Source organism: Mycobacterium sp. IEC1808 (genome assembly GCF_002101935.1).
Taxonomy (GTDB): Bacteria; Actinomycetota; Actinomycetes; order Mycobacteriales; family Mycobacteriaceae; genus Mycobacterium.
Map to the genome: position 1 here is coordinate 113,821 of NZ_LQPV01000015.1, position 25,513 is coordinate 139,333.

27 protein-coding genes, 1 tRNA gene and 2 pseudogenes are annotated in these 25,513 nt (G+C 64.7%); 12 read left to right on the forward strand and 18 right to left on the reverse strand.

The genetic code is table 11. From position 1 onward, the window contains the following. The first annotated feature begins 17 nt into the window (after positions 1-17). Positions 18-959, forward strand: coding sequence for a helix-turn-helix domain-containing protein (locus tag AWB92_RS09175; protein ID WP_085185047.1), 942 nt, complete (start codon positions 18-20; stop codon positions 957-959). Here the strand turns inward: AWB92_RS09175 and AWB92_RS09180 are convergent. The 10 genes and pseudogenes from AWB92_RS09180 to AWB92_RS09225 form a co-directional block, all read right to left on the reverse strand. Beyond that, positions 926-1,237 carry a hypothetical protein gene (locus AWB92_RS09180; protein WP_085185048.1) on the reverse strand — a complete coding sequence of 104 codons (312 nt, stop codon included), beginning with the start codon at positions 1,235-1,237 and terminating at the stop codon, positions 926-928. The genes AWB92_RS09175 and AWB92_RS09180 overlap by 34 nt on opposite strands. A 12-nt stretch (positions 1,238-1,249) precedes the next feature. Continuing rightward, positions 1,250-2,095, reverse strand: a complete 846-nt coding sequence (locus tag AWB92_RS09185) for a TauD/TfdA family dioxygenase (protein ID WP_085185049.1) — start codon at positions 2,093-2,095, stop codon at positions 1,250-1,252. Positions 2,096-2,134: 39 nt separating this feature from the next. After that, positions 2,135-2,470 carry a hypothetical protein gene (locus AWB92_RS09190; RefSeq protein WP_085185050.1) on the reverse strand — a complete coding sequence of 112 codons (336 nt, stop codon included), beginning with the start codon at positions 2,468-2,470 and terminating at the stop codon, positions 2,135-2,137. Between the two features lie 2 nt (positions 2,471-2,472). After that, positions 2,473-3,741: an aromatic ring-hydroxylating dioxygenase subunit alpha gene (locus AWB92_RS09195; protein ID WP_085185051.1), complete on the reverse strand. Its 1,269-nt coding sequence runs from the start codon at positions 3,739-3,741 to the stop codon at positions 2,473-2,475. 42 nt (positions 3,742-3,783) lie between these two features. Further along, a complete protein-coding gene (locus AWB92_RS09200) occupies positions 3,784-4,527 on the reverse strand; it encodes an SDR family NAD(P)-dependent oxidoreductase (protein WP_085185052.1) in 744 nt (247 codons plus the stop codon). After that, positions 4,524-4,790 (reverse strand): annotated as a pseudogene (locus tag AWB92_RS09205) (2Fe-2S iron-sulfur cluster-binding protein); the annotation flags it as partial. The gene AWB92_RS09200 and the pseudogene AWB92_RS09205, both read right to left, overlap by 4 nt. A gap of 108 nt (positions 4,791-4,898) precedes the next feature. Continuing rightward, positions 4,899-5,351 carry a MarR family transcriptional regulator gene (locus AWB92_RS09210; RefSeq protein WP_067149243.1) on the reverse strand — a complete coding sequence of 151 codons (453 nt, stop codon included), beginning with the start codon at positions 5,349-5,351 and terminating at the stop codon, positions 4,899-4,901. Positions 5,352-5,371: 20 nt separating this feature from the next. Next, positions 5,372-6,619 (reverse strand): amidohydrolase family protein, encoded by a 1,248-nt coding sequence (locus AWB92_RS09215; RefSeq protein WP_085185054.1) that lies wholly within the window; start codon positions 6,617-6,619, stop codon positions 5,372-5,374. Continuing rightward, entirely contained in the window at positions 6,616-6,954 is a 339-nt protein-coding gene (locus tag AWB92_RS09220) for a hypothetical protein (RefSeq protein WP_085185055.1), read from the reverse strand. The genes AWB92_RS09215 and AWB92_RS09220 overlap by 4 nt, the downstream gene beginning before the upstream one ends. Beyond that, the gene (locus tag AWB92_RS09225; protein ID WP_085185056.1) at positions 6,951-8,216 is read right to left on the reverse strand and encodes an aromatic ring-hydroxylating dioxygenase subunit alpha; all 1,266 of its coding nucleotides are present in this window, start codon (positions 8,214-8,216) and stop codon (positions 6,951-6,953) included. Before AWB92_RS09225 ends, AWB92_RS09220 begins: the two co-directional genes overlap by 4 nt. A gap of 95 nt (positions 8,217-8,311) precedes the next feature. Between AWB92_RS09225 and AWB92_RS09230 the strand changes: the two genes are divergently transcribed. Next, complete coding sequence (locus AWB92_RS09230) at positions 8,312-9,718, forward strand: aldehyde dehydrogenase (RefSeq protein ID WP_085185057.1); 1,407 nt, start codon at positions 8,312-8,314, stop codon at positions 9,716-9,718. Positions 9,719-9,808: 90 nt separating this feature from the next. Then, positions 9,809-10,627, forward strand: a complete 819-nt coding sequence (locus AWB92_RS09235; protein WP_085185058.1) for an SMP-30/gluconolactonase/LRE family protein — start codon at positions 9,809-9,811, stop codon at positions 10,625-10,627. A 60-nt stretch (positions 10,628-10,687) separates the two neighbouring features. Here AWB92_RS09235 and AWB92_RS09240 read toward each other — a convergent pair whose 3' ends face one another. From AWB92_RS09240 to AWB92_RS09250, 3 genes are all read right to left on the reverse strand, one after another. Then, complete coding sequence (locus AWB92_RS09240) at positions 10,688-11,422, reverse strand: SDR family oxidoreductase (protein ID WP_085185059.1); 735 nt, start codon at positions 11,420-11,422, stop codon at positions 10,688-10,690. Continuing rightward, positions 11,409-12,308: a TIGR03619 family F420-dependent LLM class oxidoreductase gene (locus tag AWB92_RS09245; RefSeq protein WP_085185060.1), complete on the reverse strand. Its 900-nt coding sequence runs from the start codon at positions 12,306-12,308 to the stop codon at positions 11,409-11,411. The genes AWB92_RS09240 and AWB92_RS09245 overlap by 14 nt, the downstream gene beginning before the upstream one ends. 64 nt (positions 12,309-12,372) lie before the next feature. Then, entirely contained in the window at positions 12,373-12,996 is a 624-nt protein-coding gene (locus AWB92_RS09250) for an NAD(P)-binding domain-containing protein (RefSeq protein ID WP_085185061.1), read from the reverse strand. 94 nt (positions 12,997-13,090) lie between these two features. Here AWB92_RS09250 and AWB92_RS09255 point away from each other — a divergent pair, with 94 nt between their 5' ends. Beyond that, the gene (locus AWB92_RS09255; protein ID WP_085185062.1) at positions 13,091-13,585 is read left to right on the forward strand and encodes a MarR family winged helix-turn-helix transcriptional regulator; all 495 of its coding nucleotides are present in this window, start codon (positions 13,091-13,093) and stop codon (positions 13,583-13,585) included. A gap of 36 nt (positions 13,586-13,621) precedes the next feature. Here the strand turns inward: AWB92_RS09255 and AWB92_RS09260 are convergent, their stop codons facing one another. Further along, positions 13,622-13,966 (reverse strand): hypothetical protein, encoded by a 345-nt coding sequence (locus tag AWB92_RS09260; protein WP_085185063.1) that lies wholly within the window; start codon positions 13,964-13,966, stop codon positions 13,622-13,624. Between the two features lie 149 nt (positions 13,967-14,115). Between AWB92_RS09260 and AWB92_RS09265 the strand changes: the two genes are divergently transcribed. The 3 genes from AWB92_RS09265 to AWB92_RS09275 all read left to right on the forward strand — a co-directional run bounded on the left by AWB92_RS09265 (position 14,116) and on the right by AWB92_RS09275 (position 17,857). Continuing rightward, entirely contained in the window at positions 14,116-15,522 is a 1,407-nt protein-coding gene (locus tag AWB92_RS09265) for an adenylate/guanylate cyclase domain-containing protein (RefSeq protein ID WP_085185064.1), read from the forward strand. Positions 15,523-15,654: 132 nt separating this feature from the next. After that, positions 15,655-16,464: a DUF1906 domain-containing protein gene (locus tag AWB92_RS09270; protein ID WP_085185065.1), complete on the forward strand. Its 810-nt coding sequence runs from the start codon at positions 15,655-15,657 to the stop codon at positions 16,462-16,464. A 202-nt stretch (positions 16,465-16,666) separates the two neighbouring features. After that, entirely contained in the window at positions 16,667-17,857 is a 1,191-nt protein-coding gene (locus tag AWB92_RS09275; RefSeq protein ID WP_085185066.1) for a cytochrome P450, read from the forward strand. Between the two features lie 106 nt (positions 17,858-17,963). On the opposite strand, the pseudogene AWB92_RS09280 reads toward AWB92_RS09275, so the two are convergent. Continuing rightward, a pseudogene (locus tag AWB92_RS09280) lies at positions 17,964-19,076 on the reverse strand (N-acetylmuramoyl-L-alanine amidase); the annotation flags it as partial. 834 nt (positions 19,077-19,910) lie between these two features. On the opposite strand from AWB92_RS09280, the gene AWB92_RS09290 reads away from it, so the two are divergent. The 5 genes from AWB92_RS09290 (at position 19,911) to AWB92_RS30220 (ending at position 22,451) form a co-directional block, all read left to right on the forward strand. Further along, the gene (locus tag AWB92_RS09290; RefSeq protein ID WP_085185168.1) at positions 19,911-20,639 is read left to right on the forward strand and encodes a WYL domain-containing protein; all 729 of its coding nucleotides are present in this window, start codon (positions 19,911-19,913) and stop codon (positions 20,637-20,639) included. A 43-nt stretch (positions 20,640-20,682) separates the two neighbouring features. Then, positions 20,683-21,039 (forward strand): nuclear transport factor 2 family protein, encoded by a 357-nt coding sequence (locus AWB92_RS09295; protein WP_085185069.1) that lies wholly within the window; start codon positions 20,683-20,685, stop codon positions 21,037-21,039. A gap of 91 nt (positions 21,040-21,130) precedes the next feature. Continuing rightward, positions 21,131-21,532, forward strand: a complete 402-nt coding sequence (locus AWB92_RS09300; RefSeq protein WP_085185070.1) for a nuclear transport factor 2 family protein — start codon at positions 21,131-21,133, stop codon at positions 21,530-21,532. A 30-nt stretch (positions 21,533-21,562) separates the two neighbouring features. Continuing rightward, positions 21,563-22,060, forward strand: coding sequence for an alpha/beta fold hydrolase (locus AWB92_RS30215; RefSeq protein WP_206601293.1), 498 nt, complete (start codon positions 21,563-21,565; stop codon positions 22,058-22,060). Positions 22,061-22,079: 19 nt separating this feature from the next. Further along, positions 22,080-22,451 (forward strand): alpha/beta hydrolase, encoded by a 372-nt coding sequence (locus tag AWB92_RS30220; protein WP_206601294.1) that lies wholly within the window; start codon positions 22,080-22,082, stop codon positions 22,449-22,451. A gap of 42 nt (positions 22,452-22,493) precedes the next feature. Here AWB92_RS30220 and AWB92_RS09310 read toward each other — a convergent pair. From AWB92_RS09310 to pgm, 3 genes are all read right to left on the reverse strand, one after another. Then, positions 22,494-22,566, reverse strand: a tRNA-Ala gene (locus tag AWB92_RS09310). A gap of 56 nt (positions 22,567-22,622) precedes the next feature. Further along, complete coding sequence (locus AWB92_RS09315) at positions 22,623-23,792, reverse strand: MFS transporter (RefSeq protein ID WP_277622285.1); 1,170 nt, start codon at positions 23,790-23,792, stop codon at positions 22,623-22,625. A 53-nt stretch (positions 23,793-23,845) separates the two neighbouring features. Then, entirely contained in the window at positions 23,846-25,474 is a 1,629-nt protein-coding gene (pgm, locus tag AWB92_RS09320; protein WP_085185072.1) for a phosphoglucomutase (alpha-D-glucose-1,6-bisphosphate-dependent), read from the reverse strand. Positions 25,475-25,513: the final 39 nt, after the last annotated feature.

Sequence of the window (25,513 nt, forward strand, 5' to 3'; positions counted from 1 at the left end):
ATGCGACCATAGGCACTATGGCTCCGCGCCCCTCCCCCCAGACCGAGCGGGTGGTGAACCTGTTTGAACACCTGGCGGGTGATGGCAGCGGGGGGATGACAGTGGCCCAGGTTTCGCGCCAGTTGAGCGTCCACAAGGCCAGCTGCCACTCGATGCTGACCGAACTACTCCGCGCCGGCTGGCTGCTGCGCGACCCGGTTCGCAAGACCTACCACCTCGGGCCCGCACTGGTCCGCCTCGGCCGAGAGGCCGCGGGCCGCTATCCCGCCCTGGTGTTGGCCCGCTCCGCGATGGCCGAGCTGTCGGCCGCGACGGGTGCGCATTGCGTTGCCTTTTCGGTGAGCGATGACTACTCGACCGTCGTCGATCAAGTCCGAAGCAGCCGCGGCGGCGGTAACCCGATGCCTGTCGGCACCCAGTTCCCGCACCGCCCGCCGTATGGCGCGTCGACCGTCGCCTGGGCCGGGCCAGAAGCTCGCGAACGCTGGCTGGCCACCCTTCCCGACGACGTGCGCGATCGCTACCGGCAGGCCATCGCCGCCGCCAAGCAACGCGGCTACGCGGTCGGCCTGCACATCCTGCCCGACCTGCGCCTGCGCGAACTGGCACAGATCGTCCGCAATGCCGAGGTGCGTTCCACCCGGCTGAGCCAGCTGGCACAGGAATTGACCGACGAGCTGATCCATCAGGAGGACTGGTTCCCGATCAGCCTGGAGCCGGACCGCACCTACGAGGTGAGCCACATCGACTCCCCGATCTTGGAGGCCGAATCCCGCATCGCCCTGATGCTCAGCCTGGTCCCCAGCGCCGAGCCGATGAGCGGCGCGGCGGTCACCCAGCTCGGCGCGCAGCTCGCCGCTGCGACCCGCCGGCTAAGCGAGGCGTTGGCGGAAGAGTCGTCGGCCGGTCACGAAGTGGCTGTCCGTCATACAGTGGAGTCGCTGATCAGACTCAGGTAACGCATCACCGGTGGCGGTTCCGTCTCGACCGCAACCGGTTTGGACATGCGGCCCTCGGCGAACGCCGCCCTTAGGTTGGTGCGTGCCGTGTCGACGTCGGTGTCGATCTCGTAGAGCGTGACGAACGAGTCACCATCGGTTTGCCAACGTCGGGCCGACACGAATCCATCAATTGTCAGCATCTCGGGCACATGCACCCGATCGTGCCAATGATTGTATTCCTCAACCAGTTCCGCTGATGCCGGCTTGCTCTCTACGAACAGTAGTGACTTTGTCATTCACGGTTCCCTTTACTGGATCGGCTCGTCGCCGAGGACGGTCGTGCGGAGCATTTCGCGGGCTGAACGGGGATCGTAGGGAGCCGCGCGATGGAGGACCCCTCGGTTGTCCCAGATGACGGTGTCCCCGACCGACCAGGTGTGGCTGTAGACGTTCGCGGGCACGGTGGCGCGCTCGAGGAGTTCGGCCAACAGGGCACGCCCTTCGTCGAGATCCATTCCGACGACGTAGTCGGCCGAGGCGCCCAGCACCAGTGACTTGCGGCCGCTGCGGTGTGTCCACACCAACGGGTGCTCGTGGGTACGCCGGGATCGCCATCGCGCCAACTGTTCTGGGGTCGGATCCGGGTTGACGCTCCGTTGTGAGGCTTCCAGGGAGTGCACGACACGTAACGTGCTGAGACGGCGCTTTTCTTCGTCGCTCAGCCTGTCGTAGGCGGCGTACGAGTTGGCGAATTCGGTTTCGCCGCCCCATTCGGCGACCTGCACGGCCGAAAGGACGGTGGCTTTTTGGGGATACTCGTCCCCTAGCGGGGTGCATCCGTCGATATGCCAGTCGAACGTGGCCCGAAGATAGTCCGCCGAGGAGTTCTTCGACTTGTCCAGCGTGATCGGGTATATCCCGGGCACGGGGTGGTGCCCGTCGGAGGAGTGATCGACCTCTCCCAGGTGGCGGCAGAAGGCGACCTGGGTCTCCGGTTGAAGCCGGAGCCCCGGAAAGACCAGCACACCGTTGTGCTCCAACGCATCCAGGATGACCTCACCGACCGGGTCGTCGGAACTGAGCTGAGCCGGATCCAGGCCGGTGACTTCGGCGCCGACGGACTCGCCGAGCTTGGTTATGGTGAGCAGACTCATGAAAATCCCTGCCTGGCCTTCCTTGTGGTCACGCGGATGTCACGGGACCGGTTCCTCGGTGCGGATCATGACCGCATCGGCGGCATCGGTCGGAACGGGCTGGTGCATGACCTCGACCGCCATGGCGACCATGATCAGCGAATAGATCAGGTGCAGCAGGTTGAGCGCATCCTCGGGTAGGTCGTCGAGCGGGAACTTGTCGCAGTAGTCGATGGCCTCTTCCAGGCGCGGGAAGAACGCATCGTAGAACTCGTGCATTTCGGGCATGGTGCTGGCCACCCGCGCGTTCCAGCGCTCGGTCTCTGTGGCCAGGCACCACATTTGGGCATAGCGCTCCAGCTCGGCGAATGCACTGGGCAGCAGGGCGTCCGGCATGATCAGACCCCCGCCGGCGCCGGAGCTTTTTCGCGTGGGTATGCCTCTACCCAGTCGACGATGACCTTGTGCAGGTGGCGCACCAGGATCTCCTGGTCGTTGAGCGGGAACTCGTCGACAACGCCGTACTCCAGTGCGGCCTGCGTTCCGCCGAGCATGCCGGCATCCTGCAGCGCGAACTCCTTCAGCACCACCGCGGCGACTTCGTGTTCAACGCGTTCCCGGACGGTGCGCGCCGGGTGGAAGTAGGTGTAGGCCTCGAACCGGTGGGTGTTGTACGAAGTCGGCCAGTACCGGTACAGGAGATACCAGCCGCCGTAGATCAATATCTCGGTGTTCGGGAAGATCTGGAAGTTGCTGATTCCCCAGGGCTCAATGCCCCCGGGATTGAGGCCGGCCGGTAGCTCCCCGATATCCGGGGTGCGCCACGGGCCGACGAGGCCGCTCTTGGTGGCCCGCTCGATGGGATACATGAACTCCGGCGGCAGCAGCCAACGGCGCCGTCCCGCGGTCGACACCAGCCGGTGCGGGCCGTCGAGTTGGAAATGCCCACAGGTGAATCCGGACTTAGGGTCGCGCACCTCCGCCGGCACCTGTTGTGGGTGCAGCGACGGCACGTGGTAGTACTCTTGGAACGCGTCGGCGAAGATTTTCCAGTTGCTGTTGTTGTGCGCCACCCACTCGTAGCGCTCGGTCAATTTGCCGAACGGGTAGTCGTCAAGGCCGGTGATCATCGGACCCAAGAACTCGCGCAGGTTTTGACGCGGTTCGGCATCAAAGTTGATGAATATGAAGCCATTCCACACATCGCAATGCACCGGCCGCAATCCGTAGTCCGCGACGTCGAGGTCGAAGAACTCTTCCGGCTGCTGCACGAATGTCAGCGCACCGTCGAGGCCGTAGCGCCACCCGTGGTACTTGCAGGTGAACTGACGACACGTCCCGCGTGTCGCTTCACCGGGAAAGTCGTTCCATACCAACTTGTTTCCCCGGTGGCGGCAGACGTTGTAGAAGGCGCGAATGCGATCGTCGCGGCCCCTGGCCAGAATCACCGACGTGCGGGCCACCTCGATTTCCTTGGTGACATAGCTGCCTACGCGCGGCAACTCCTCGACGCGGGCAACGTTCAGCCACGCCCGTTTGAACACGGCCTCGCGTTCCAGTTCGAAGAATTCCGGCGATGTCGAGTCTCGAAACGAGATGGGGCCGGTCCCCAGCTCGGGATAGTGCTCCGTCCAGGAGCCCTCCGAGGGCCTTCCGGACCGCGTCATCGTGAACCTCCCTGTGTCACCATGCTTTTAAGACCAACCTCGTCACATCACCGCTCCGCCGTTGACGCCCAGCACCTGACCGGTGATGAAGCCCGCCTCGTCGGAACACAGAAAACCGACCGCCGCGGCGATGTCGGCTCCGGTGCCCAGATGGCCCATCGGGATATTCCTGGCGATCTCCTCGTTGGACTTCACAAACCCCGCCTCCTGGGCCTGGAGCTGCATCGGCGTTTCGATGCCCGACGGCGGGATGTTGTTGACGGTGATCCCGTCCGCCGCGTACTCGCGGGCCAGCGATTTGGTGAGGGTGATGACCGCGCCCTTGGACGCCGCGTAGTGGGCGGCGAACGGCGATCCACGCTGGGCGCTCGACGACGAGATCATCACGATCCGGCCCCATTTCGCGGCGACCATGTCGGGAATAGCGACCTGGCAGCAGTGAAAGGTGCCCGTCAGGTTGACGTCGATGATATTGGCCCATGACTCTGCGGTGATCTCGGTGAACGGAGAGTGCCCGAACATGCCCGCACTCGTCACCAGGATCGAGACCGGGCCCAGCTCACTGCGCACCTTGGCGAACGCCTGCTCGACGGCGCCCCGGTCCGTTACGTCGGCGCCGACTCCGATGGCCGTGACACCCACTGCACGCAAATCCTCGGTGACGCGTTGCGCGGCTTGCTCATTGATGTCGAGAACCGCGACACGGTGGCCGCGCCGGCCCAGCTCGTGGCACGTCGACTCACCCATGCCCGATGCGCCCCCGGTCACAACGCAGACCCTGTTCACTCGTACACCACCCGCACCGTGGGGCTAGTCGGCAGTGCCTGACAGGTCAGCACCCAGCCCTCCTCCACCTCGTCATCTTCAAGTGCCTCGTTGTTGATCATCCGAGCGCTGCCCTCGACCAAGCGGGCCATACACGTTCCGCAGTTCCCGACTTCGCACGACGACGGTGGGCTTAGACCCGCCATGCGGCCCGTCTGCAGCAACGTGTCGCCAGGACTGTAGGTCACGGTGATAGTGCACCGGTCGAGCTCGATGGTCACCTCTACTGCGACGACGTCGGCATCGGTCGGCTGCACCGTAGCGCGGGAGTCTTCCATCGTTCGCCACAGTATCAACTACTTGCGATTAATCTCAAGTACTAGAGACGTGAATCAGCTCTCGATGTTGTCTTTGAACAACTCGTGCCCGGTGCCCTTTTCGACCACCCTCGCGAGCAGTTCACGCAGGGTTTCCTGCTCCTCGCCGCTGAGTACACCGAAGACCTCCTCGTGCGCGGTCAGGGCGTCACCCAGCACCCTCGCCACGACGTCGCGTCCTTCGTCGGTGAGATAGGCCTGCAGAATGCGCTTGTGTTGGGGGTCCTGCTTGCGTTCAACCAGGCCGCGGCGCTCGAGCGCGGTGAGAGCCAGTTGAACACCCTGCGGGCTGATCAGCAGGCGTCGGGCGAGTTCGGCGCCCGATAGCCCGGGTTCGTTGGAGAGCTGACGCAACACACCGATCTGGGCCGTGCTGACACCGTGGCTGCTGATCGCGTCGTTCACGCTGGTCAGCGAGAAGTAGAACGCCTGCTTGAGCAACCATAGGAGGTTTTCGGTGAGTTCCATGCCGGTCTCCTTGTCCCGATTCACGCGGCCAGCTCTTTGAAAATCCGGCCGTCCTTCATGACGAACGAGACGTCCAGCGTCGTGGCGATGTCCTGAGACGGATCACCGGGTACGGCGATGATGTCGGCGAGGTAACCCGGCGCCAGCCGGCCCAACTCGTGGTCGGCCTCGACGAGTTCGGCCCCCACGACCGTCGCGGCCCGGATCGCTTGCATGGGGGTCATGCCGCGCGCCACCAGCGCCCCCAGCTCCTTGGCGTTCTGGCCGTGCGGGATCGCCGGTGCGTCGGTGCCGCACGCAATCCGCACTCCGGCCGCAATTGCTTTGGGCAGCATCGCCTTTGCGCGGGGAAAGACCTCCTCGGCTTTCTTCCGGAGTTCCGGCGCAATCCGGTCGATCGCCATCGCCTCGGTCAGATAGGTGGTGGAAACCAGGAAGGTGCCGTGGTCGACCATCATCTGGATCGTCTCGTCGGTGGCCAGAAACCCGTGTTCGATGCAGTCGATGCCGGCGCGAATGCACGCTTGGATCGCAGTGTCGCCGACGGCGTGCGCGGCGACCCGCACCCCGGCGCGGTGGGCCTCGTCGGCGATCGCGGCGAACTCCGCATCGGAATACTGCTGGGCGCCCGGAGCGGTGCTGTGCGACATGACGCCCCCCGACGCCGAGACCTTGATCAGCTTGGCGCCGTGGCGAATCTGGTAGCGGACGCAGGCGATGACGTCGGGCACACCGTTGGCGATACCCTCGGCGATGGACAGCGGCATGATCCCGGGTGCCAGCCGCTGAAACACCGTCGGGTCCAGGTGCCCGCCGTAAGGAGTGACGGCGTGGCCCGCGGGATAGATGCGGGGGCCGATGTGCCAGCCCTGGTCGATGGCACGCTGCAGCGCGACGTCGAGCAGGTAGCCGCCGGTCTTGACCATGAGCCCGAGGTTGCGCACGGTGGTGAAGCCGGCGTCCAGCGTGGTGCGCGCGTTCACCGCGCCCCGCAGTGTGCGATACGCCGGATCGTCCTGCACGCCGTGCATCGGTGCCGGGAGGCCCTCGGGGCCGTCGGGGCCGCCGATCAGCAGGTTGAGTTCCATGTCCATCAGGCCGGGTAGGAGCGTGACGTCGCCGAGCTCCACCACCGTGGCCGGATCCGGTTGTGGCCCTTCGGGATTGACGGCGCTGATGCGCTGCCCGTCGATCACCACGACCGCCGGGGAGCGCACCCGACCGGCGTCGACGTCAGCCCAGCGCGCTGCCCGAAGCACGAGCGTCACGGCACGGGCTCGGACACGCAGTCCAGGGTGGAAGCACCGGAATCGGGAACGCGGGGCTGCTTCCAGCACTCCACCGGGAACGACACCATGATCATCGAATACAGCAGGTGCATCAGGTTGAGGACGTCGTCCGGCAAGTCGTCGAGGGGGAACTTGTCGCAGTAAGCCAGGGCCTCCTCGGCGCGCGGGGTGATCGCGTCGTAGAACGTCTTCATCTCGGTCATGGAGCTGGCCAGCCGTTTGGCGTAACGCTCGGGTTCGGTGGGCAGGCACCACTCCGCAAACGGCTCCAGGTCGGCGAATTCCGTTGGCAGCATGGCGGACACCGCGTTCACACTCCTGCCTTGGTTCGTTGATACTCGTCGATCCAGGCTGCGGTCTCCTTGTGCAGGTGGCGCAACAGTATTTCCTGGTCGTTGAGAAGAAACTCGTCGATCGCCCGTGACTCGATCATGCTTTGGGTCGCCTCTAAGGTGTTGGCGTCCTGCAGTCCGTACTCCTTGAACGTCACCGCCGCCAGTTCCTGCGCGACGCGGTCACGAGGGGTGCGTGGTTGCGGGAAATACAACGTCCCCTCGAACACGTGGCTGTTATACGACGTCGGCCAATAATGGTAGGTCAGATACCAGCCTTGACCCCAGAACAGCATGACGAAGTTGGGAAACAGCTGAAACGAATCCAGGCCCCACGGATTGCATTTCGCGGGATTGAGCCCCGCCGGCATTTCCCCTAGGTCCGGCTTTTCCCAGGGGCCGAACAGCCCGCTGCGGCAGATGTCGTCGATGGGCTTGCGCATCTCGTCCGGCATCTCCCAGGCCCGCACCCCCGACGTGCTGACCAGCCTGTGTGGACCTTCCAGGCGATAGTGCGGGGCCTCGAAGCCGGCCTCAGCGGCCGCCTTGGAGTAGGCGGTCGGCGACTGGTTCGCATGCAGCACCGGCGCGTGGTAGAACTCCTGGAACGCGTCCATGTAGAGCTTCCAATTCGCCTTCACCTGCGACCTGTAGTGCCAACGCGACGTCAGCTTCCCGAACGGGTAGCCCTCTAGGCCCGTCACCATCGGCCCCAGAAACTCGCGCAACGACTGGGCGGGCTCCTGCGCAAAGTTGATGAATATGAAGCCTTCCCAGACGTCGCAGTGCACCGGCACCAGCCCGTAGCGGCTCTTGTCGAGGTTGAAAAACTCCTCCTCCTGTTGCACGAACGTCAGGTTGCCATCCAGGTCGTAGCGCCAGGCGTGGTACTTGCAGGTGAATTGGCGGCACACGCCGCTGGTCTCCTCCAGCGGCATGTCGTTCCAGACCAGCTTGTTGCCGCGGTGCCGGCAGATGTTGTGGAACGCGTTGACCTCTCCAGAAGCGTTGCGCACCAGAACGACCGACGTGTTGGCTACCTTGAGCTCCTTGGTGAAGTAACTGCCCTTACGCGGAAGCTGTTCCACCCGGCCGACATTCAGCCACGCGCGTTTGAAGATCGCCGCCCGCTCCAATTCGTAGATCTCCGGGCTGATGGAGTCTTCGTAGGACACCGGCCCGGTGCCCAGTTCCGGGTAATGCTGCGTCCAGCTGCCCTCCGAGGGCTTGGGGAAGCGAGCCACAACCTCTCCTATCTGTAGGAGTCCGTCGGGCCGACGGTATATGCTGATCACCCGAATCGCAAGTAGTTGATACTCGGCAGACGAAGGGTCAAAAGGTGCGGTCGCAGGCCAAGCTCATCGAAGTCATCTCACCCCACACCGAGCAGACAATCGCCGAAGTCCCTGCCGCGACGCCCGCCGACGTCGACGAAGCCGTCAACGCAGCGCGCACCGCCTTTGACACGGCCTGGGGCGCGAGCAGACCCCCGGATCGCATCGCCGCGGTCCGCCGGCTCGCCGACGTCTACGACCAACGGCGCACCGAGATGGCCGAGACGATCACGGCCGAGATCGGCGCACCCATCACCTTCGCCCAGCGCGCGCAGGTCGGTCTGCCCGCCATGATGATCAACGCATTCTGCGACCTGGCCGAGCGCCACCAATGGCAAGAGAGCCGCGTCGGCTTTTTCGGCGCCGATGTAGTGGTCCAGAAGCAACCGGTCGGCGTAGTCGCAGCGATTGTCCCGTGGAACATGCCGCAATTTCTGATCATTACGAAGCTGGTGCCCGCGCTGCTGGCCGGGTGCACGGTGGTACTCAAGCCCGCACCCGAATCACCTTTGGATGCACTGCTTTTGGCGGAGATGATCGAACAAGCCGGTCTGCCTGAAGGCGTGGTCAGCGTGGTACCCGGCGACGCCGCGGTTGGTGAACGCCTCGTCGCGCACCCGAAAGTAGACAAGGTGTCGTTCACCGGATCCACGACCGCGGGGCGGGCGGTCGCCGCCGCATGCGCCGCCAACCTGACCAGGGTCAGCCTCGAACTCGGCGGCAAATCCGCCGCCATCGTGCTCGACGACGCCGAACCTGACAAGGTAGCCACCGGCATCCGGTCGGCCAGCCTGTCCAACAGCGGCCAGATCTGCAACGCGCTGACCCGAGTGCTCGTACCCGCACACCGCCACGACGAGTACGTCGACGCGCTCGCATCCGAGATGGCCAACCTGATTGTTGGCGACCCAAACGATCCCGCCACCCAACTCGGCCCCCTGGTCTCGCAACGTCAACAACGACGTGTCCGCGACTACATCCAGGTGGGTGAACGAGAAGGCGCCCGGCTCGTCATCGGGGGCACCGGCATGCCCAACGGCCTCGCACGCGGGTGGTACGTCCAACCCACGCTCTTCGCCGCCGCCGACAACGCGATGCGCATCGCGCGCGAAGAGATATTCGGACCGGTGATCACCGTCATCCCCTATCGCGACGAGGACGATGCGGTCGCCATTGCCAACGACTCCGACTATGGCCTTGCCGGTTCGGTGTGGACCGCAGATACCGTGCGAGCCTTGGCGATCGCCGGGCGCATCCGCACCGGCACCTTCGGGATCAATGCGGGCTACACCATGGATCCCTTTGCGCCGTTCGGCGGCGTCAAAGCCAGCGGTTACGGTCGCGAACTGGGCCCGGAAGGCCTCGACGGCTACCTGGACACCAAGTCCATCGCGGTCTTGCCGGGCGGATGACCACGATTCTCCGGCTTGAGTCCTGCTCGACGTCGACGTTCCCGTGACGTTCGACGAGCAACCACGCTATGCAGTCCTAGGATCGTTGCCATGCCCGACATCCATGCCCTGGTCACGGGGCGGTCCTTCTTGGAGGGTCCGCGTTGGCACGATGGGGCGCTGTATGTCTCGGACATGCACGGTGACGCCGTGCTCCGCGTCGGCGAAGACGGCGAAGTTCGCACCGTGGTCGAGCTGGAGCAGCCGTCGGGGCTGGGCTGGCTCCCTGACGGCTCGATGTTGATCGCTTCGATGGCACGTCGCCACCTGATGCGCTTCGACGGTTCGGATCTCGCGATCCACGGCGACTTGAGCCCATTCGCATCCCACGAAATCAACGACATGTGCGTCGACCCCCGCGGCCATGCCTTCGTTGGCCAGTTCGGCTACGACTACGCGGCAGGCAACGAGCCGGTGGCAGCCGCCCTGTTGCGTGTCGACCCGGATGGCTCGGCTTCCGAAGTGGCCCACGATCTCCAATTCGCCAATGGCATGGCGATCACGGCCGACGGGTCGACGCTGCTGGTGGCGGAGAGTTTCGGACGTCGGATCACCGGCTTCGACCTGGCGGATGACGGCTCGCTTGATAACCGCCGAGTGTGGGCCCAGCTCGAGGATTTTCCCGACGGCATCGCCATCGATGAAGACGATGGCGTCTGGGTGGCCAGTCCGGCGTTTGACCGGTTCGTCCGCGTGGTTGCCGGTGGCGCGGTGACGACAACCATCGACACGCCAGGTCGCCACGCGATCGCGTGCGAATTGGGCGGTGCCGACGGGCACACGCTGTTCATGCTCACGGCCACCACCCTTGGTCAGCGTGCCGAGTCGCAGACTGCGATGGGCGCTGCCATCGAGACGGCGCGCGTCTAGAACGGGTCTGCCGTCCGGCCACGAATCTCCCTGTACGCGAACGGATTAGCACTCGCGTAGTCAGACTGCCGTGGTGCCGCCGTCGACCATCAACTCCATACCATTGACATAGCTCGAGTCGTCCGAGGCGAGAAACAGTGCGACCGATGCAATCTCCGCGGGGCTGCCCATCTTTCCCCGCGGGATCATTGCCTCGAACTGCGCCTTGGTCTCCTCGTCGAACAACTGTTCCTGTATCGGCGTGGCGACCTGGCCCGGGGTCAGCACGTTGACCCGAATCCTCCTGTCCTTCAACTCGTTCAACCACACGCGGGCGTAGGCATGCAGCACGGCTTTGCTCGCCGCGTACACACTAAAGTGAGGAAAACCCTTCACCGAAGCGATCGACCCGGTCATGAAGATCGAGCCACCGTCGTTGAAAAGCGGCAATGCCTTCTGCACCGTGAACAGCGTGCCACGCGCGTTCAGCCCGAAAGTCGCGTCGAAGTGCTGCTCCGTGATCTCGCCGAGCTTGCCCTCCTCGCCCATCCCCGCGCTCACCCACAACACGTCGACGGCGCCCTTCTCCCGCCTGACCGCGTCGAACAACCGGTCCAGATCGTCCAGGTTGGCCGAATCCGCTTGCACGCCCGTCACATTCCGGCCGATCAGCTCGACGGCTTCATCCAGCGCTTCCTTCCGCCGACCCGAAATGAAGACGTGAGCTCCTTCTTCAACGAACAACTTGGCACCGGCCAGCGCCATCCCGCTTGATCCGCCCGTGATCACCGCTACCTTGCCGTCAAGCTTTCCCATCATCACCCCATCGATCGATTACTTGGCTGGCGAAGTCGAGCATCTCGCCAAGGCTAGAAAACATTGCGAAGGCATCTACGATTCCCTCATCAGCCCCCGACCGGGCGAGGCGCTCGAGCCTGAGCGCAACCGAGTCAACGGACGTGCCTGGTTCGAGATTGATCCGCATGGCCGTCTTCAGCGCGTCAGGATCGCGGCCGGCGTCCTTCGCCGCACGGCGCGCAATCGACCACAGGTGGTCGGTGACCTCGTCCTGCAGCCCCTCGACCCCGAGCCATCCGACGGCGCGGCGGCCGACCCGGCGCATCGCGGCCTCGCTGGCACCTCCGATCCAGATGGGCGGACCGCCGGGCTGGACCGGGCGGAGGTCGGCATGGACCGGCGGCAGCGAGAAGAACTCGCTCTCCCAGGACACCGGAGTCGTCGTCCACCACTCGTGCAGGAACGCCAGCACGTCATCGAGCATCCGCCCGCGCCGGCGCCAGTCCGCGCTCCGGGCGATGTCGTGTTCGTCCTTCATCCACCCGATTCCCACGCCAACATCAAGGCGGCCATCACTGAGCACGTCGAGCGTGGTCAGCAGCCGGGCCAAATGCACCGGCTCGTAGTAGAACGTGCTGAGCGTGCTGGCGTTCAGCCGCACCCGGCTGGTCGCCGTCGCAGCGACGGTCCACAGCAGCACCGGATCGAGGTAACGGGTCATCTGCGGCGGGTACGGCTGTTCCTTGCCCGGATAGGTGCTGTGCATATCGACCGGCGTGACGAATCGATCGCCGACCCACAGCGTGTCGTAGCCAAGGTCCTCGAGCCCGCGGCAGAACGCGCTCAGGCCAGTGGCGCTGCTGATAGCGGGCCCGACTATGGGAAGTGCGAAACCGAGCTTCATAGCGAATCCTTTCGGTGATCCATCAACCAGTCTTTGCGTGCACGGCGCCCCTGTTAGTCGCGGCTTAGCCAGGAACCGCGGCGCCGAGGGCGAAGTCGAAGTTCCCCACTCCGTGACGCGCGAGACCCATCACGACCAGGCCGGTTCCCTCCAGCCAGTGCGCCATGTCCAAGCCGCCGACGTCCAGCGGGCGCAGCCCGAGGCTCTCGATGAACTCCGCCACGCTCGCCTTGGCGCGCGCATCGTCGCCGGCCATGAAGACGTCGAGTGGGCGCCCCTGGGCCAGGACGACGCCGAAGACGGTGTTGAATGCCTTCACCACGCTGGCGCTGGCCGGGGCCGCCTTGGCAACTTCCTGCGCGATCGAGGTGTCCTCGGGGATGGCCAGCCCGTCGGCCGCGGCGTTGAAGGGGTTGCTGATGTCGACGATGACCTTGCCCGCCAAGGCGTCTCCATATTGAGCGACGACCGGAACGACGTTGGCGTACAACAGGGCAACGACGACGATGTCCCCGGTCGGGACGGCGCCGAACTCTCCCGTCGTGGCGCTGCCGCCGAGGGCCTTGGCCAGGTCAACGACCTTGGCTCGATCGCGGCCGATGACCTCGACGCTGTTGCCGCCCGCTATCGCCAGCGCGCCGATGGCGCGGGCCATGTTCCCGGTGCCGATGATGCTGATGCTGCTCATGAGGTGTCCTGTCCTAATTGACGGTCGAAAAGGTTGACGTCTCAACCTTAACATGCTTTGTTGATGCGTCAACAAATCGGTACTATGGACGCCGATGGAACCGAAATGGCTGACCCCGCGTGAAGACCGCGCCTGGCGGGCCTTCCAGCACGCGCATCACCAGCTCGCCGTGCACCTGAACCGGGGCCTGCAGCAAGCGGGCCTCTCCGCGGCCGACTACCAGATCCTGGCGGTGCTCTCGGAGCACGACGGGGACCGCATGCCCGCGCACGACCTGTGCAACACACTGGGCTGGGAGAAAAGCCGGGTCTCCCACCAGGTGCGGCGCATGCAGGAGGACGGGCTGATCTGCCGCGAGCCCAACCCCGACGACGCCCGCAGCACCATGGTCCGCCTGCTGCCGGCCGGCCGCGCCGCCATCGAGAAGGCGGCGCCCCGCCACGTAGAGGACGTCCGTCGCAAATTCATCGATCTGCTTTCCCCGGCGGAGCTCGACATGCTCGCCGCCCTCAACGAACGCGTCCTGCATCACTTGGCCAACGACGACGACTCTGCCGAAGACGAGCGCTCACAGCCTTATCAGCCGTGAGGCCTTGACCTTCACGCCGGCCGCGAGTTACCGCCCTCAGGACGACAACCCTTGGCCTCCAAGCCATAACGGGGGCTCCTGGTCGTTGTACATGCTCTTGGGCCGCCATCGCTGTCTGCGCAGCAGACGACCGGCGTGGTGCTCGGCAACGTCCTTCAGGTACTCGACGTCGTCGCTGGTCCACGGATGCTGGCCGGTCCCGTCCAACCACCACCTCGGTTGGCCGTCCTGCTCATACCGGGTTATCCGGTAGCGCCAGGCGATGTGCCTACCCTTGGCGTCAATCTCCCAATCCAGCAGTCGCGGGCGGAGTGCTTCGGGCGTCGACTCGAGAGATTCCCAGGGCTGGGTTATGCGGATCTCGACGAACTCGCCACCCATGAATCAACCCTAATCGAATTGATCGAGGCCGCATCGGATCAAATTCGAAGCTACTGGTGTTGAAGGGCTTGACCGCGTCCTGTGACCCGGCACTGGTGTATCGACGAAAGGCGCAGCTGGCAGCTTGCGCTGATGTTTAGGTTGGAATCATGAGCGACCTGCAGTCCCAATTTTCGGCCCTGAAACGAACCGCCGATCCGGACATCGCAGACGCTGTCGCGCGGCTGATCCAGGACGGCGAAGATCATGAGCTCAATCGAATCAACGCCCTGGACTTTTCCGAGCGCACCGGCTTCGACGAAGAGAAGGTGATTTCCGGCTTCCTGCATGCCTCGCGGCTTGGCCTGTTCGATCTCACCTGGAATGTGCTTTGTCCTGGTTGCAGCGGCGTACTGGACGCGCACGACACGCTGAAATCGCTGCGTGATGACGACTATCGCTGCGGATTATGCGCGTGCGGCTATGAGCCTTCCGTCGACGAGCAAGTCGAGGTGGCGTTTACGGTCAGCCCCAAGGTCAGGCGGATCGGCGCGCACGATCCCAACACGCTCCCGCTGTGGGACTACTACAAGCAGGTGTTCTGGAGTTCGGGCATCGATCTCGGCGAGGATTCTTTTGCCTCGCTGTCCGGGGAAGCGACGTTGGATGCGATGGAGCTGGCCGCCGGCGAAAAGGCTGTGCTGTCGTTGGAGCTTCCGCCCCAATTCATCATCGTTTTCGAGCCGGTGACGCATTCCGCACATTTCATCGACGTCCAGGGCGAGCCGACCGAGGAAACTCAGCAGCTCGGGCTGACCTTCAACAAGGCGCATCCGCCGACCGAGTCGATCACCTTGCGACCGGGTCCATTGCGGCTCGCGCTCGACAACCGGTGCAGCGTGCGGACACTGCCCACCGTCTTTGTCGCCGACGCGCTCCACGATTTGCTGGCCAAGCGCAGGCCGTTCCTCACCGCCAAGCGGATGCTGTCGAACCAGACGTTTCGCGATGTCTTCAAGGCCGACAACCTCACCATCGATCAGCGCCTCAAAATCACCTCGCTGACCTTCTTGTTCACCGACCTCAAGGGTTCGACCGCGCTTTATGAGCGGGTGGGCGACCTTGCCGCTTTTGACTTGGTGCGCGCGCATTTCCACGCGCTTCTGGAAATCATCGCGGCCGAAAAGGGCGCCGTGGTCAAGACCATCGGGGACGCTGTGATGGCGACCTTTGTCCAGCCGGACCACGCGCTCGCCGCGGCCTTGCGGATGCGGGCCGCGATGGAAAAGCTCAATGCCGAACGCGGCAGGACCGACCTGATCGTGAAGATCGGCATCCATGAGGGGCCTTGTCTTGCAGTGATGCTGAACGAGCGGCAGGACTATTTCGGCCAGACCGTCAACATCGCGGCGCGGGTGCAGAGCCTGTCGACGGCGCAGGAGATCCACATCACCGGTCCCGTGATCGACGCTCCCGGCGTCGCCGCCATCCTTGAGAAGGAGTCGATCCGACCGGTTCGGAAGGAGGCCGCCCTGCGCGGCATCGCCGACAAGATGGTTGTGTACGAGATTCCGTAGCCCGCGTTCGAGCGCCGCGTCCCCTCATCCGCTCTGGCCTTTAACTCGGGCCGGTGAATCGCAAAAACCGATTTGATATCGACTGCTGCCGGCTACTTCTGTTCACAAAAGTCGAATACTTAACATCACGCGATGCAGGACTTTTCGGTAAATGTGTGTCTCCAGCGACCGCGCGCTATTCCCCGCCGCGACGTATTGCGCTACGCCGCTGCTATCTCTGTGTTGCCAGCGTTGTATGCGGCATCGGCAGTTGTCACCGCCCGTGCGGCGGTTGGCACTACTCCCACATTGATCGACTTCGCCATGCGCCAGATTCCAGCGCAGCAGATTCGAGCTGCCGGCCACTCCGGCGTCATCAACTACGTCTCGCTATCGCGTCCCGGCTCGTCTATGGGCGCCAAGCCGATCACCCGGTCCTACGCCGAGCAGCTGACCGCTGCTGGGCTGATGATCGTCAGCAATTACCAATACGGAAAGCCGGGCGGGACGGCACCATCGGACTTCAGGCGCGGGTTCGAGGGCGGCGTCGACGATGCTCGCACCGCCTGGAAGCTGCACACCGCGGCGGGTGGCGGTCAGAGCGCCCCGATCTTCTTCAGCGTCGACGAGGACATTAACCACGACACCTGGAACAACTTGGCACTTAAGTGGTTTCGCGGAATCAATTCGGTACTGGGAGTGCAGCGCACCGGGGTCTACGGCGGTATCGATGTGTGCCGATGGGCCGCCGCCGACGGCGTAATTGGAAATTCGCGCACCCCCGGCCACCGGTGGGCCTGGCAGACCCGGTCCTGGTCCCGCGGCCAGGTCGAGCCGACCGCGGTCCTCTACCAACGTGTGGTGAGTACAGCGTCGAATCCTGGCCCTGTAGTCGGAGGACTCGAAGTCGACGTCAACGACGTCCTTGCCGAAGATTGCGGTCAGTGGAACCTGCATCCCTGAGCCTGGTGCTTTGTCGGCGATCGTCAACGAGCCTTGACTGACGATATGGTCGTATGTGACGATTTCGTCATCAGAAGATGATGCAGCCAACGCGCCGTACATAGCAACCGATTGTCGAAGCGCACCGCGGCGCGGTAGGCGTAGCACCCTCGTTCCGTCCGTGCCCACGGGCGGGCATTGACGTCAACAACTAAGGCGAGCTGTGGTGCACCGACCCCGCGACATTCCGTCGTACCGGCCTGACGTCTACAGCACGTCGGCCATCCTCGACCCTTACCCGCACTACCGGACGCTTCGGCGCCTTGGTCCGCTCGTCTGGCTATCCCGCCGCCGCATGGTCGCTCTCCCCCGCTACGCCGAGTGCAAAGCCACCCTGCGCGCCGACGACTCGTACCTCTCCGGACATGGTGTCGCCGCCAACGCCGCTGCCAACTGGTTGTCCCGCGGGACCACCCTCAACAGCGATGGGGCCGACCACGACCGGCGTCGCAAGCTCGTTGCCCACCGTCTGATGCCCAGGGCGCTGCGTGGGGTCACTACCTCCGTGGAAGACGCGGCGGGCGCCATCGTCGACCTCGCGCTGACCAGGCGCCGAGTCGACGGTGTCGCCGATCTAGCGACCGCACTGCCGCTGGCTGTGGTTCCGGATCTGGTCGGCTGGCCGCAGGACCAACGCGAGCACCTGATTCCCTGGGCCGCAGCAACCTTCGACTTCCTTGGACCGCTCAACCATCAGGCAATCCGAGCCATTCCGCGCAGCATGCAGATGCTGCGCTTCGCGCGTGCTGTAGTGCGTGACCGAAACGTCCTGCCCGGCAGCATGGCTCACGAACTCTTGACGGCCGTCGATGAAGGCGCTTTGTCGTTCGAAGACGTGCCGCCGCTGATCATTGACTACATTGCACCGTCGTTGGACACCACCATCAGCGCGATCTCCAGCGCGATCTACCTGTTCGCGACCAACCCCGATCAGTGGGAAATGCTGCGAGCAGAACCAGAATTGCTGTCGAACGCGATCAACGAGGTGGTGCGGTACGAATCGCCGGTGCGTGCGTTCACGCGGAAGACCGCCCGCAATACCTCAATAGCCGGAACGAACATCCCTGCCGGTACCCGATTACTGGTGCTGTACGCCTCGGCAAACCGCGACGAACGCGAATGGGAGACCCCTGAGGTGTTCGACATCCGCCGTGATGCCGGACGGCACATTGGGTTCGGCAACGGCGCTCATGCCTGCGCCGGCCAGGGTCTGGCCAGGATGGAGACCGCCGCCATCCTCTCCGCGATGCTCGAACGCGTCAAGCGTATCGAGGTCGACGGCACCCCAAAGTGGGGAGTCAACAACGTGATTCGCCGCCTCGAACGGCTGCCGGTCACGCTGATTCCGGCGTGACCTCCCGGTCACGACGGCTAGGAAGCAGTCCGCCTGCGACGAGGCGTCCAAATCCGGAAGCGGCTTTCAGCGCATGTCGTTAAGCTCCTCGCCGGACTCGGCGCTGCTAGATGACGGGATTGCGTGCTACTGAGAACCGTTCGAGCTGCATAGGCGGTCCGCCCGCGGGCGGCGGCGGTACCACGCTGGCCACCCCGTCCACCACAGCCATGACGGTTGAGGTCTGCCGGTTGAAGCTCAGTGTGCCGTGCTGAAAGTTCTGCACGATCCACTCCGGCTCGTGAATCTCGGCGCTGGTCGGCAGGCCCAGCGGGCCGCGCTCGTAGCCCAGCGTGGCCCAGGCCTCGTAGATCCTGCCGGTGAGCGGCTGAGCCCCGGTGGCCGGTGACCAATAGATCGCGCCCTTGGCGAAGACAACGTAGCGGATCGAATCACCGATGGGCGCTTCGGGTGACGTCGGTGCGCCGAGCCCGCCGGTCATGCCGCCGGTCGCCTGCCAACGGTCGTAGATCGCACCGCCGTTCAGCGACTGCGCAACATCTTGTGGGTTGGGCGGTTGCTTGTACCGGGCGGCGATGTCGCGGATCCTTTCCATGAACGCGTACCCGGCGTTGCCGGGGCAGGCGGTTTCGCCGACGTCACGATGGGCGAAGATGCTCGGTAAGGTCGCCGTGGCACCTCTCGGGAAGCGTGTGTTAGGGCCGCCGGCGGAAGTCAGGGTGACGGTGTCCTTCGGGTCCACCGTGTCCATCGCGAGCCGCCATCCCAGCAGCTGGCCGACCGCCCGCACTTGTTCGGGCGTGGGCGGCGCCTGGCTGAGATCGCCGATCATGCATACCGCCCAGGTGTCGGTGTTGAATCCGCCGGTGTGGACGCCCAGGACGGGTTTGGCGATGCCGCCGAACCGGCCCTCGAAGACCTGGCCGTACTTGTCGACCAACGCGTTGTAGCCGATGTCGCCCCAACCTTCAGTCAACGCGTGGTGCTCGTAAATCGAGCGCACGATGGCCGCCGAGTCTGTCGGCGCGTAGTCGTTGCCGGTCGCGGAGTGGTGCACGACCCCGGCACGAATTCCATTGCCCCAGAGGGGCCCTCCGCGCCGTATCGACTCATTGGCGCCCCACCCGGCGCGGGTGATGATGTTAATCGGCTGGCCTGGCGCCATCGCCGCTGATGACAAGTAAGGGTCCGCGGGTGCGCGCGCCGGGCCCACGAGCACGTCCGTGGCGATCCCCAAACCGAGGACAACTGGCGCGGCCGCAGCGCATTTCAGCACACTACGCCGGGAGGCCCGCGGTTGCGATCCACAGCTGCAGCGATGTTGCACGGCGACACGGTAACCCGCGTCCGGTCGAACGAAGTTTTGCCGCGCCGTTACCGAAACGAATGAATTACGTGCCCATTTCGAGTTGCGAAGCCGCCACACATCCCGTGGAGGCCGCCACCGCGGGACCAAACCGGTATCTCACGCGCTCACCGACCGCCAAGGCCCTCAACGTTTTCGACGATGACAACGCAAGTTTGCAGTCTTATGCGGACCCGTCACGTCCATCCATCCGCAGCCGCGGCTCCTGGCCGTTGTACATACTGCTGTCTGCGCACTCGACGTCGTCGCTGGTCCATGGGTGCTGAACGCTCCCGTCCAGCCACCACCTGGGTTGGCCGTCCTGTTCGTAGCGCGTGGTTACGCGACCGAGGCGCTGTAAACGGTTCGTCAATCCGGCGATCAGCAGCCACCACATCAACCCGAGAAAAACCCGGCCGGTGACCGGGCAATTTGTAACCCGGGCGGCGACTGATCTCACGTATGGCTCAACTCATCACATTGGTGGAGCTAAGGGGAGAACTCTCGAACCCGCAGACGGCCGATCGCCTCGAACGTTTGCAATCAAAGATCGCCGGTTCGAACGACGAACGGTAGCCCTGCAGCTTAGCCGTCAGGTCGTTGAATACATTGCCGAGCGGCCGCCGAAGGCCACTTGTCTGTTGCTCGTACTAGCGTCGATTGCATCGCCGGGCGAGGCAGAGCGTGGAGGGTGTGGAGGCCGGTTCGATGACGAAGACCGAGCGTTGGTATGCGATTGTCGAGGAGTTGCGCGCCGTATCGCCACGACCTCGAAGTGCGCGGTGGTTGGCGGACAGGTTTGAGGTCAGTACCCGCACCATTGAGCGTGATCTCGACGGCCTCCTTCAGGCGGGGGCCCCGCTTTACACCCATGCCGGCCGCACCGGCGGATGGGTCCTGGACAAAGCTGCAACGTTCGCCGCACCAGCTTTGGACGTCGCCGAGATGACCGCGCTGGCCGTAGCCGTCGCGCGGCTCGCCGGTACTCCGTTCGCCGAGGCCGGACGGTCGGCAATGACAAAAATCGCGGGTTCCCTCGGCGAAGCCCGTCGCGGCGACGTTGCGCGGTCGGCGCCAATGGTCGGACTCATGAACTGCAGCGACGACGATGCGCAATCGATACCTCGCGACGTGCAACGGGCGCTGCGTGACCGCCGCGTCATCCGCCTGCAATACGTCGATGCGACCGGCTCGACGTCGGTCCGCGAGGTTGAACCGGTCGGGCTCCTTGGCGGGCGCAGCTGGTATCTCGTGGCGTGGTGTCGGCACCGCGAGCAGATGCGGACATTTCGGATGGACCGCATCTGCGCCACGGAGGTCTTGCCCGAATCAGTGCCCCCGCGCCCGGTCGATCTGAACGACTTTGCGCGCGGCTACCCACTAGATGTCATTGATCCTGTCGGAAACTCCGACACTACGGTGTCGCTTCACCGCTAGAAGCTCAGATCGTCCACTGATCGACGACCTGAGTGAGGATCAAATGAACGCCCTCGAGTTGGCGCAGCGCTGGACGGCGCTGTGGAACGGCGAGCTCGACATCGCCGGGAGCCTGTTGGCCTCGGAATTTCGAATCCACTTTGGCGACAATGTCGCTGGCGCTGCCGGTGACGCCGTTCGCAACCCGGCCGACATGGTCGCCTACATCCGCAACGTGCACCGGCAGCGTCCGGGAACGATTTTCGACATGGACATGCCGGTCGTCGCCGACACCGACCGCTTTGCCATGCGGTGGAGCGCCCGCGGCGCCGACGGCCAGATCAGTGGCATCGACGTCGCACACCTGTCCCACGGGCAGATCGCGGAGGTGTGGTCGGTCGCGGGATCCCGCCGCATCTGATCGCGGCTTTTCTCAACCTCCCTCGACAACCCCAACGCCCGGGCGCGCACCTCCGTCCGCGCCGCGCGCCACGATTACCGGAAAGACACGCATGAGCACCGACAAACAGGACCGCAACGCCCGCCGCGTTCTAGAAGCCTTCGACACCCTCTTCAACCGCCACGACTTCGCCACCGCCGAGTCATTCTGGTCGCCGCACTACATCCAGCACAGTCCCGCGATCCCGCCCGGCCGCGACGGTCTGTTCGCTCACGTCAACGCACTACCCATGACCGTGAAATACGAAAACCACGTCATCGCCGGCAGCGGCGACTTCGTCATCGCCCACGGCCGCTTCGCCGGTCCGGGGCTGCCGAAGGCGATCATCTGCGCCAACATCATCCGGATCGAGGACGACATGTTCGCAGAACACTGGGAAGTCCTTCAAGACGAAGTCAGCCGTACCGAGTCCAAGAGCGGACTGCCGATGTTCGGCACCGAATTCCCTTCCTAATCCCTGATGCCCTTGCCGACCAATCCTGCAATGACCACCGACGAAAGGCCGTGTGCCATGATCGCCAATACCGATGACTGGGCCCCCGACAGCGTGCACGAAACAATTCCCACCGCCCTAGGAGCCGTGCACGTCAGAGTCGGCGGCCGCGCCGACGGCACACCGATGGTGTTCTGGCACAGCCTGCTCACCACCGGATCGATGTGGCGCTATCAATACGAGCACTACGCTCCAACCCACCGGATCGTGCTCATCGACGCCCCCGGCAGCGGAGCTTCCGACCCGCTACGCTCCACCATCACTCTCGAAGAATGCTCCGCCTGCCTACTCGCGGTCCTCAACGCGCTCGCTATTGAGAAATGCGTCCTCGTCGGCAACAGCTGGGGTGCGATTTTGGGCAGCGTATTCGCCGCATGGCACCCAGAAAGGCTCATAGCAGTGGTCGCTGCCAACGGAACCGCTTCCCCCGCAACAATATTCGACAAAACTGGTCATTGGCCCCATCGTCGCACTCATCGGCACTTATGACACAGCGCCCGGCTGGATTGTGCGGTTCGCGCAAGCTGGTCTGGCAGGCAAGACCGCGAAGCGCACCAAACCCGAATTCCTCGACTCCTTCCAATCCGTTCTCGAGGAAGACCCGAAATCAGTCGCGCTGCAGATGAAGAGCATCCTGCTGGGACGCGAGGACACCCATCGCGCTCTCCAGACCATCGCCGGCGTTCCCGTACTGGTCATCGCCGGCGACGAAGACCGCCAGTTCACCGTCAATGCAGTCAAAGATCTCGCAGAAACCATCTCCGGCAGCACCTTCATCGAACTCCCGCGGACCGGCCACCTCTCGGCGCGAGAAAGCCCCGAATTATTCAACAACGCGGTCGACGACTTTCTACGACACCTCGGCGACGGAGCCGCGTGACCCCCGCGGGGTTCGATCCAGACACCTTAGGTGTCCGGAAAGTGGAGCTAAGGGGACTCGAACCCCTGACCCCCACACTGCCAGTGTGGTGCGCTACCAGCTGCGCCATAGCCCCAAGAAGTTGTGCCCATCGAAGCTACACCACTGTCATCCAGCGTTCAAAGTCGCTGGTCAGGCCGGCTCGAGCGCCGTCCGCGTTTCCGGTGCCGGCACCCAGGCAAGGGCGGCGACCAAAAGAACAATCCCACTGATGCCGAACGCCCAGCCGTAGCTCAGCCGCTCGGCGACCCAGCCGACCACTATCGAGCCGACGATCGCGCCCAGATCAGACGCCATCTGAACCGCGGCCACCGGAGTGCCCGCACGCGCCTCCCTGCCGAGGATGTCGGCGACGGCGGCCTGCATCGGCGACATGAAGATGCCCGTCGTCACGCCGGACACAAACCCCACGACCATGAACGCGGGCAGCGACGTCGCGGCGCCCAGCCCGGCCGTGGCCACACCGGACGCCGCCAGCCCGACGATCAACAAACTGCGCCGTCCCATCCGGTCCGATAAGTAGCCGCTGGGAATGACGGCCACCGCGTTGCCGGCCGCGAACGCCGCGAGCACCACGCCGATGACGCCGACGGTGCGGCCCATGACGTCGGAAATGAACAGCGGGACCAGCGCGACGCGGAGCCCGAACGCCGACCAGCCCATCGCGAAGTTGGACAACAGCGCCGACCGATAAGCACGGAACCCCAACGCTTCTCGGATCGTCACCGTCGATCGTGTCGGCGGCAGGGGCGCGGCCAGCGCGGAATTGCGCAAGCCGTAAAACAGCACCACGGCCACACCCAGCATCGCGGCGCCGTAGACGATGAACGGAGCCGTCAGCCCCCAGCCCGACGTTAGGGCGCCGACCGCCGGCCCGCCGACCGCGCCGATCATGAACGAGCTGGTGAAAATGCCCGCGATCCGCCCGCGCACGTCGGGCGGGCTGATGTGGATCATCAGCGCCAAGGCCGAGACGTAAAACAGTGTCGACCCCAAGCCGCTGAGCGCGCGGAAAAACAGCAGTTGCCAGTACGCCTGGGAGAACGCGCACGCGGCGGTGGCCAACCCCACAATCAGCAAACCACCGATGTAGATCCGCCGTTCACCCAACCGTTGTGCCAACAGTCCGCTTATCGGTGCGAAACACAGTCGGGTCAACGAGAAGACGGTGACCAAGAAGGTCACCGCTTCGATGCTGACCCCGAATGTACGGGCGAAGGCCGGCATCGCCGGCGAGATGACGCCGTACCCCAGTGCCACCATGATGTTGGCCCAGCTGAGGATCCAGACTTCGCGCGGCAGCCGTTCAGAACGAGGACCACGCCCCCCCAGGCGGGTACGGCGGAGGGAAAGGGTCACCCGATGACTTTATTCACCACCTCGCGCGCGGCTTCCTGCACCTCCGCCAAATGCTCAGATCCCTTGAACGATTCCGCGTAAATTTTGTAGACGTCTTCGGTGCCCGACGGCCGCGCAGCAAACCACGCATTGGCGGTCGTGACCTTGAGCCCGCCCAGTGGTGCACCGTTGCCGGGGGCGCTGGTCAATTTGCCGGTGATCGGCTCCCCCGCCAATTCTGTGGCGGTCACCTGCTCGGGCGAGAGCTTGGAAAGCCGCGCCTTTTGGTCCCGGTCGGCGGGCGCGTCGACGCGCGCGTAGAACGGGGTGCCGTACTCGGCCGTCAGCTCCCGATATCGCTGAGACGGGCTCAAACCGGTGACCGCCAGGATCTCGGAGGCGAGCAGCGCCAGGATGATGCCGTCCTTGTCGGTGGTCCACACCGAGCCGTCGCGCCGCAGGAACGACGCCCCCGCCGACTCCTCGCCGCCGAAGCCGATGGTGCCGCCGATCAGCCCGTCGACGAACCACTTGAACCCGACGGGCACCTCGACGAGCTTGCGACCGATGCCGGCGACGACCCGGTCGATGATCGACGAGCTGACCGCCGTCTTCCCGACGGCGATGCCGTCCGGCCAGGACGGCCGATGGGTGTACAGGTAGTCGATGGCCACCGCCAGATAGTGATTCGGATTCAGCAGCCCCTCGTCGGGCGTGACGATCCCGTGGCGATCGGAGTCGGCGTCGTTGCCCGTGGCGATCTGGTAGCGGTCCCGGTTGGCTATTAATGACGCCATCGCGTCCGGCGAGCTGCAGTCCATCCGGATCTTGCCGTCGTGGTCGAGGGTCATGAACCGCCACGTCGCGTCGACCAGCGGGTTGACGACGGTCAGGTCCAGGCCGTGCCGCTGCGCGATCTCGCCCCAGTAGTCCACGCTGGCGCCGCCGAGCGGGTCGGCGCCGATGCGCACCCCGGCCTCGTGGATGGCGGCGACATCGACCACGTTGGGCAGGTCGTCGACGTAGGTGCCCAGGTAGTCGTAGCGCTCGACGCTTTCCAGCGCTCGGGCCAGCGGGACCCGGCGCACACCCGATCCGGTGCGCAGAATTTCGTTGGCGCGCTTGGCGATTGCGTTGGTCGCGTCGGTGTCGGCGGGGCCCCCGTTGGGCGGGTTGTACTTGAAACCGCCGTCGGGCGGCGGGTTGTGCGACGGCGTGACGACGATCCCGTCGGCCAGGCCGTCGATGCGGCCGCGGTTGTAGGTCAGGATGGCGTGGCTGACCGCCGGCGTCGGCGTGTAGCGGTCGCGGGAGTCGATCATCGCGACGACGTCGTTGGCGGCCAGCACCTCCAGCGCGGACACCCACGCCGGCTCCGAGAGGCCATGGGTATCGCGGCCGATGAACAACGGTCCGGTGGTGCCGTGCGCCGCGCGGTACTCGACGATGGCCTGGGTGATGGCCAGGATGTGGGCCTCGTTGAACGCCCCGTTGAGCGCCGACCCGCGGTGCCCCGACGTCCCGAACACCACCTGTTGGGCGACGTCTTCCGGGTCGGGCTCGATCGAGTAATACGAGGTGACCAGGTGCGGGAGGTCGACGAGGTCTGCGGGCTGGGCCGGCTGACCGGCGCGCGGGTGGGCCATGGTTACCAATTCTGCGCGCTGCTGCAGTCGCATGTCCCT

Coding starts and splice junctions, on each gene's coding strand:
- pgm (WP_085185072.1), bottom strand. CDS start 25,474: ATGGCCCACCCGCGCGCCGGTCAGCCGGCCCAGCCCGCAGACCTCGTC.
- AWB92_RS09260 (WP_085185063.1), bottom strand. CDS start 13,966: ATGGGTGGCGAGTTCGTCGAGATCCGCATAACCCAGCCCTGGGAATCT.
- AWB92_RS09240 (WP_085185059.1), bottom strand. CDS start 11,422: ATGGGAAAGCTTGACGGCAAGGTAGCGGTGATCACGGGCGGATCAAGC.
- AWB92_RS09255 (WP_085185062.1), top strand. CDS start 13,091: ATGGAACCGAAATGGCTGACCCCGCGTGAAGACCGCGCCTGGCGGGCC.
- AWB92_RS09245 (WP_085185060.1), bottom strand. CDS start 12,308: ATGAAGCTCGGTTTCGCACTTCCCATAGTCGGGCCCGCTATCAGCAGC.
- AWB92_RS09235 (WP_085185058.1), top strand. CDS start 9,809: ATGCCCGACATCCATGCCCTGGTCACGGGGCGGTCCTTCTTGGAGGGT.
- AWB92_RS09195 (WP_085185051.1), bottom strand. CDS start 3,741: ATGACGCGGTCCGGAAGGCCCTCGGAGGGCTCCTGGACGGAGCACTAT.
- AWB92_RS09265 (WP_085185064.1), top strand. CDS start 14,116: ATGAGCGACCTGCAGTCCCAATTTTCGGCCCTGAAACGAACCGCCGAT.
- AWB92_RS09185 (WP_085185049.1), bottom strand. CDS start 2,095: ATGAGTCTGCTCACCATAACCAAGCTCGGCGAGTCCGTCGGCGCCGAA.
- AWB92_RS09295 (WP_085185069.1), top strand. CDS start 20,683: ATGAACGCCCTCGAGTTGGCGCAGCGCTGGACGGCGCTGTGGAACGGC.
- AWB92_RS09270 (WP_085185065.1), top strand. CDS start 15,655: ATGCAGGACTTTTCGGTAAATGTGTGTCTCCAGCGACCGCGCGCTATT.
- AWB92_RS09300 (WP_085185070.1), top strand. CDS start 21,131: ATGAGCACCGACAAACAGGACCGCAACGCCCGCCGCGTTCTAGAAGCC.
- AWB92_RS30215 (WP_206601293.1), top strand. CDS start 21,563: ATGACCACCGACGAAAGGCCGTGTGCCATGATCGCCAATACCGATGAC.
- AWB92_RS09250 (WP_085185061.1), bottom strand. CDS start 12,996: ATGAGCAGCATCAGCATCATCGGCACCGGGAACATGGCCCGCGCCATC.
- AWB92_RS09175 (WP_085185047.1), top strand. CDS start 18: ATGGCTCCGCGCCCCTCCCCCCAGACCGAGCGGGTGGTGAACCTGTTT.
- AWB92_RS09190 (WP_085185050.1), bottom strand. CDS start 2,470: ATGCCGGACGCCCTGCTGCCCAGTGCATTCGCCGAGCTGGAGCGCTAT.
- AWB92_RS09290 (WP_085185168.1), top strand. CDS start 19,911: ATGACGAAGACCGAGCGTTGGTATGCGATTGTCGAGGAGTTGCGCGCC.
- AWB92_RS09210 (WP_067149243.1), bottom strand. CDS start 5,351: ATGGAACTCACCGAAAACCTCCTATGGTTGCTCAAGCAGGCGTTCTAC.
- AWB92_RS09180 (WP_085185048.1), bottom strand. CDS start 1,237: ATGACAAAGTCACTACTGTTCGTAGAGAGCAAGCCGGCATCAGCGGAA.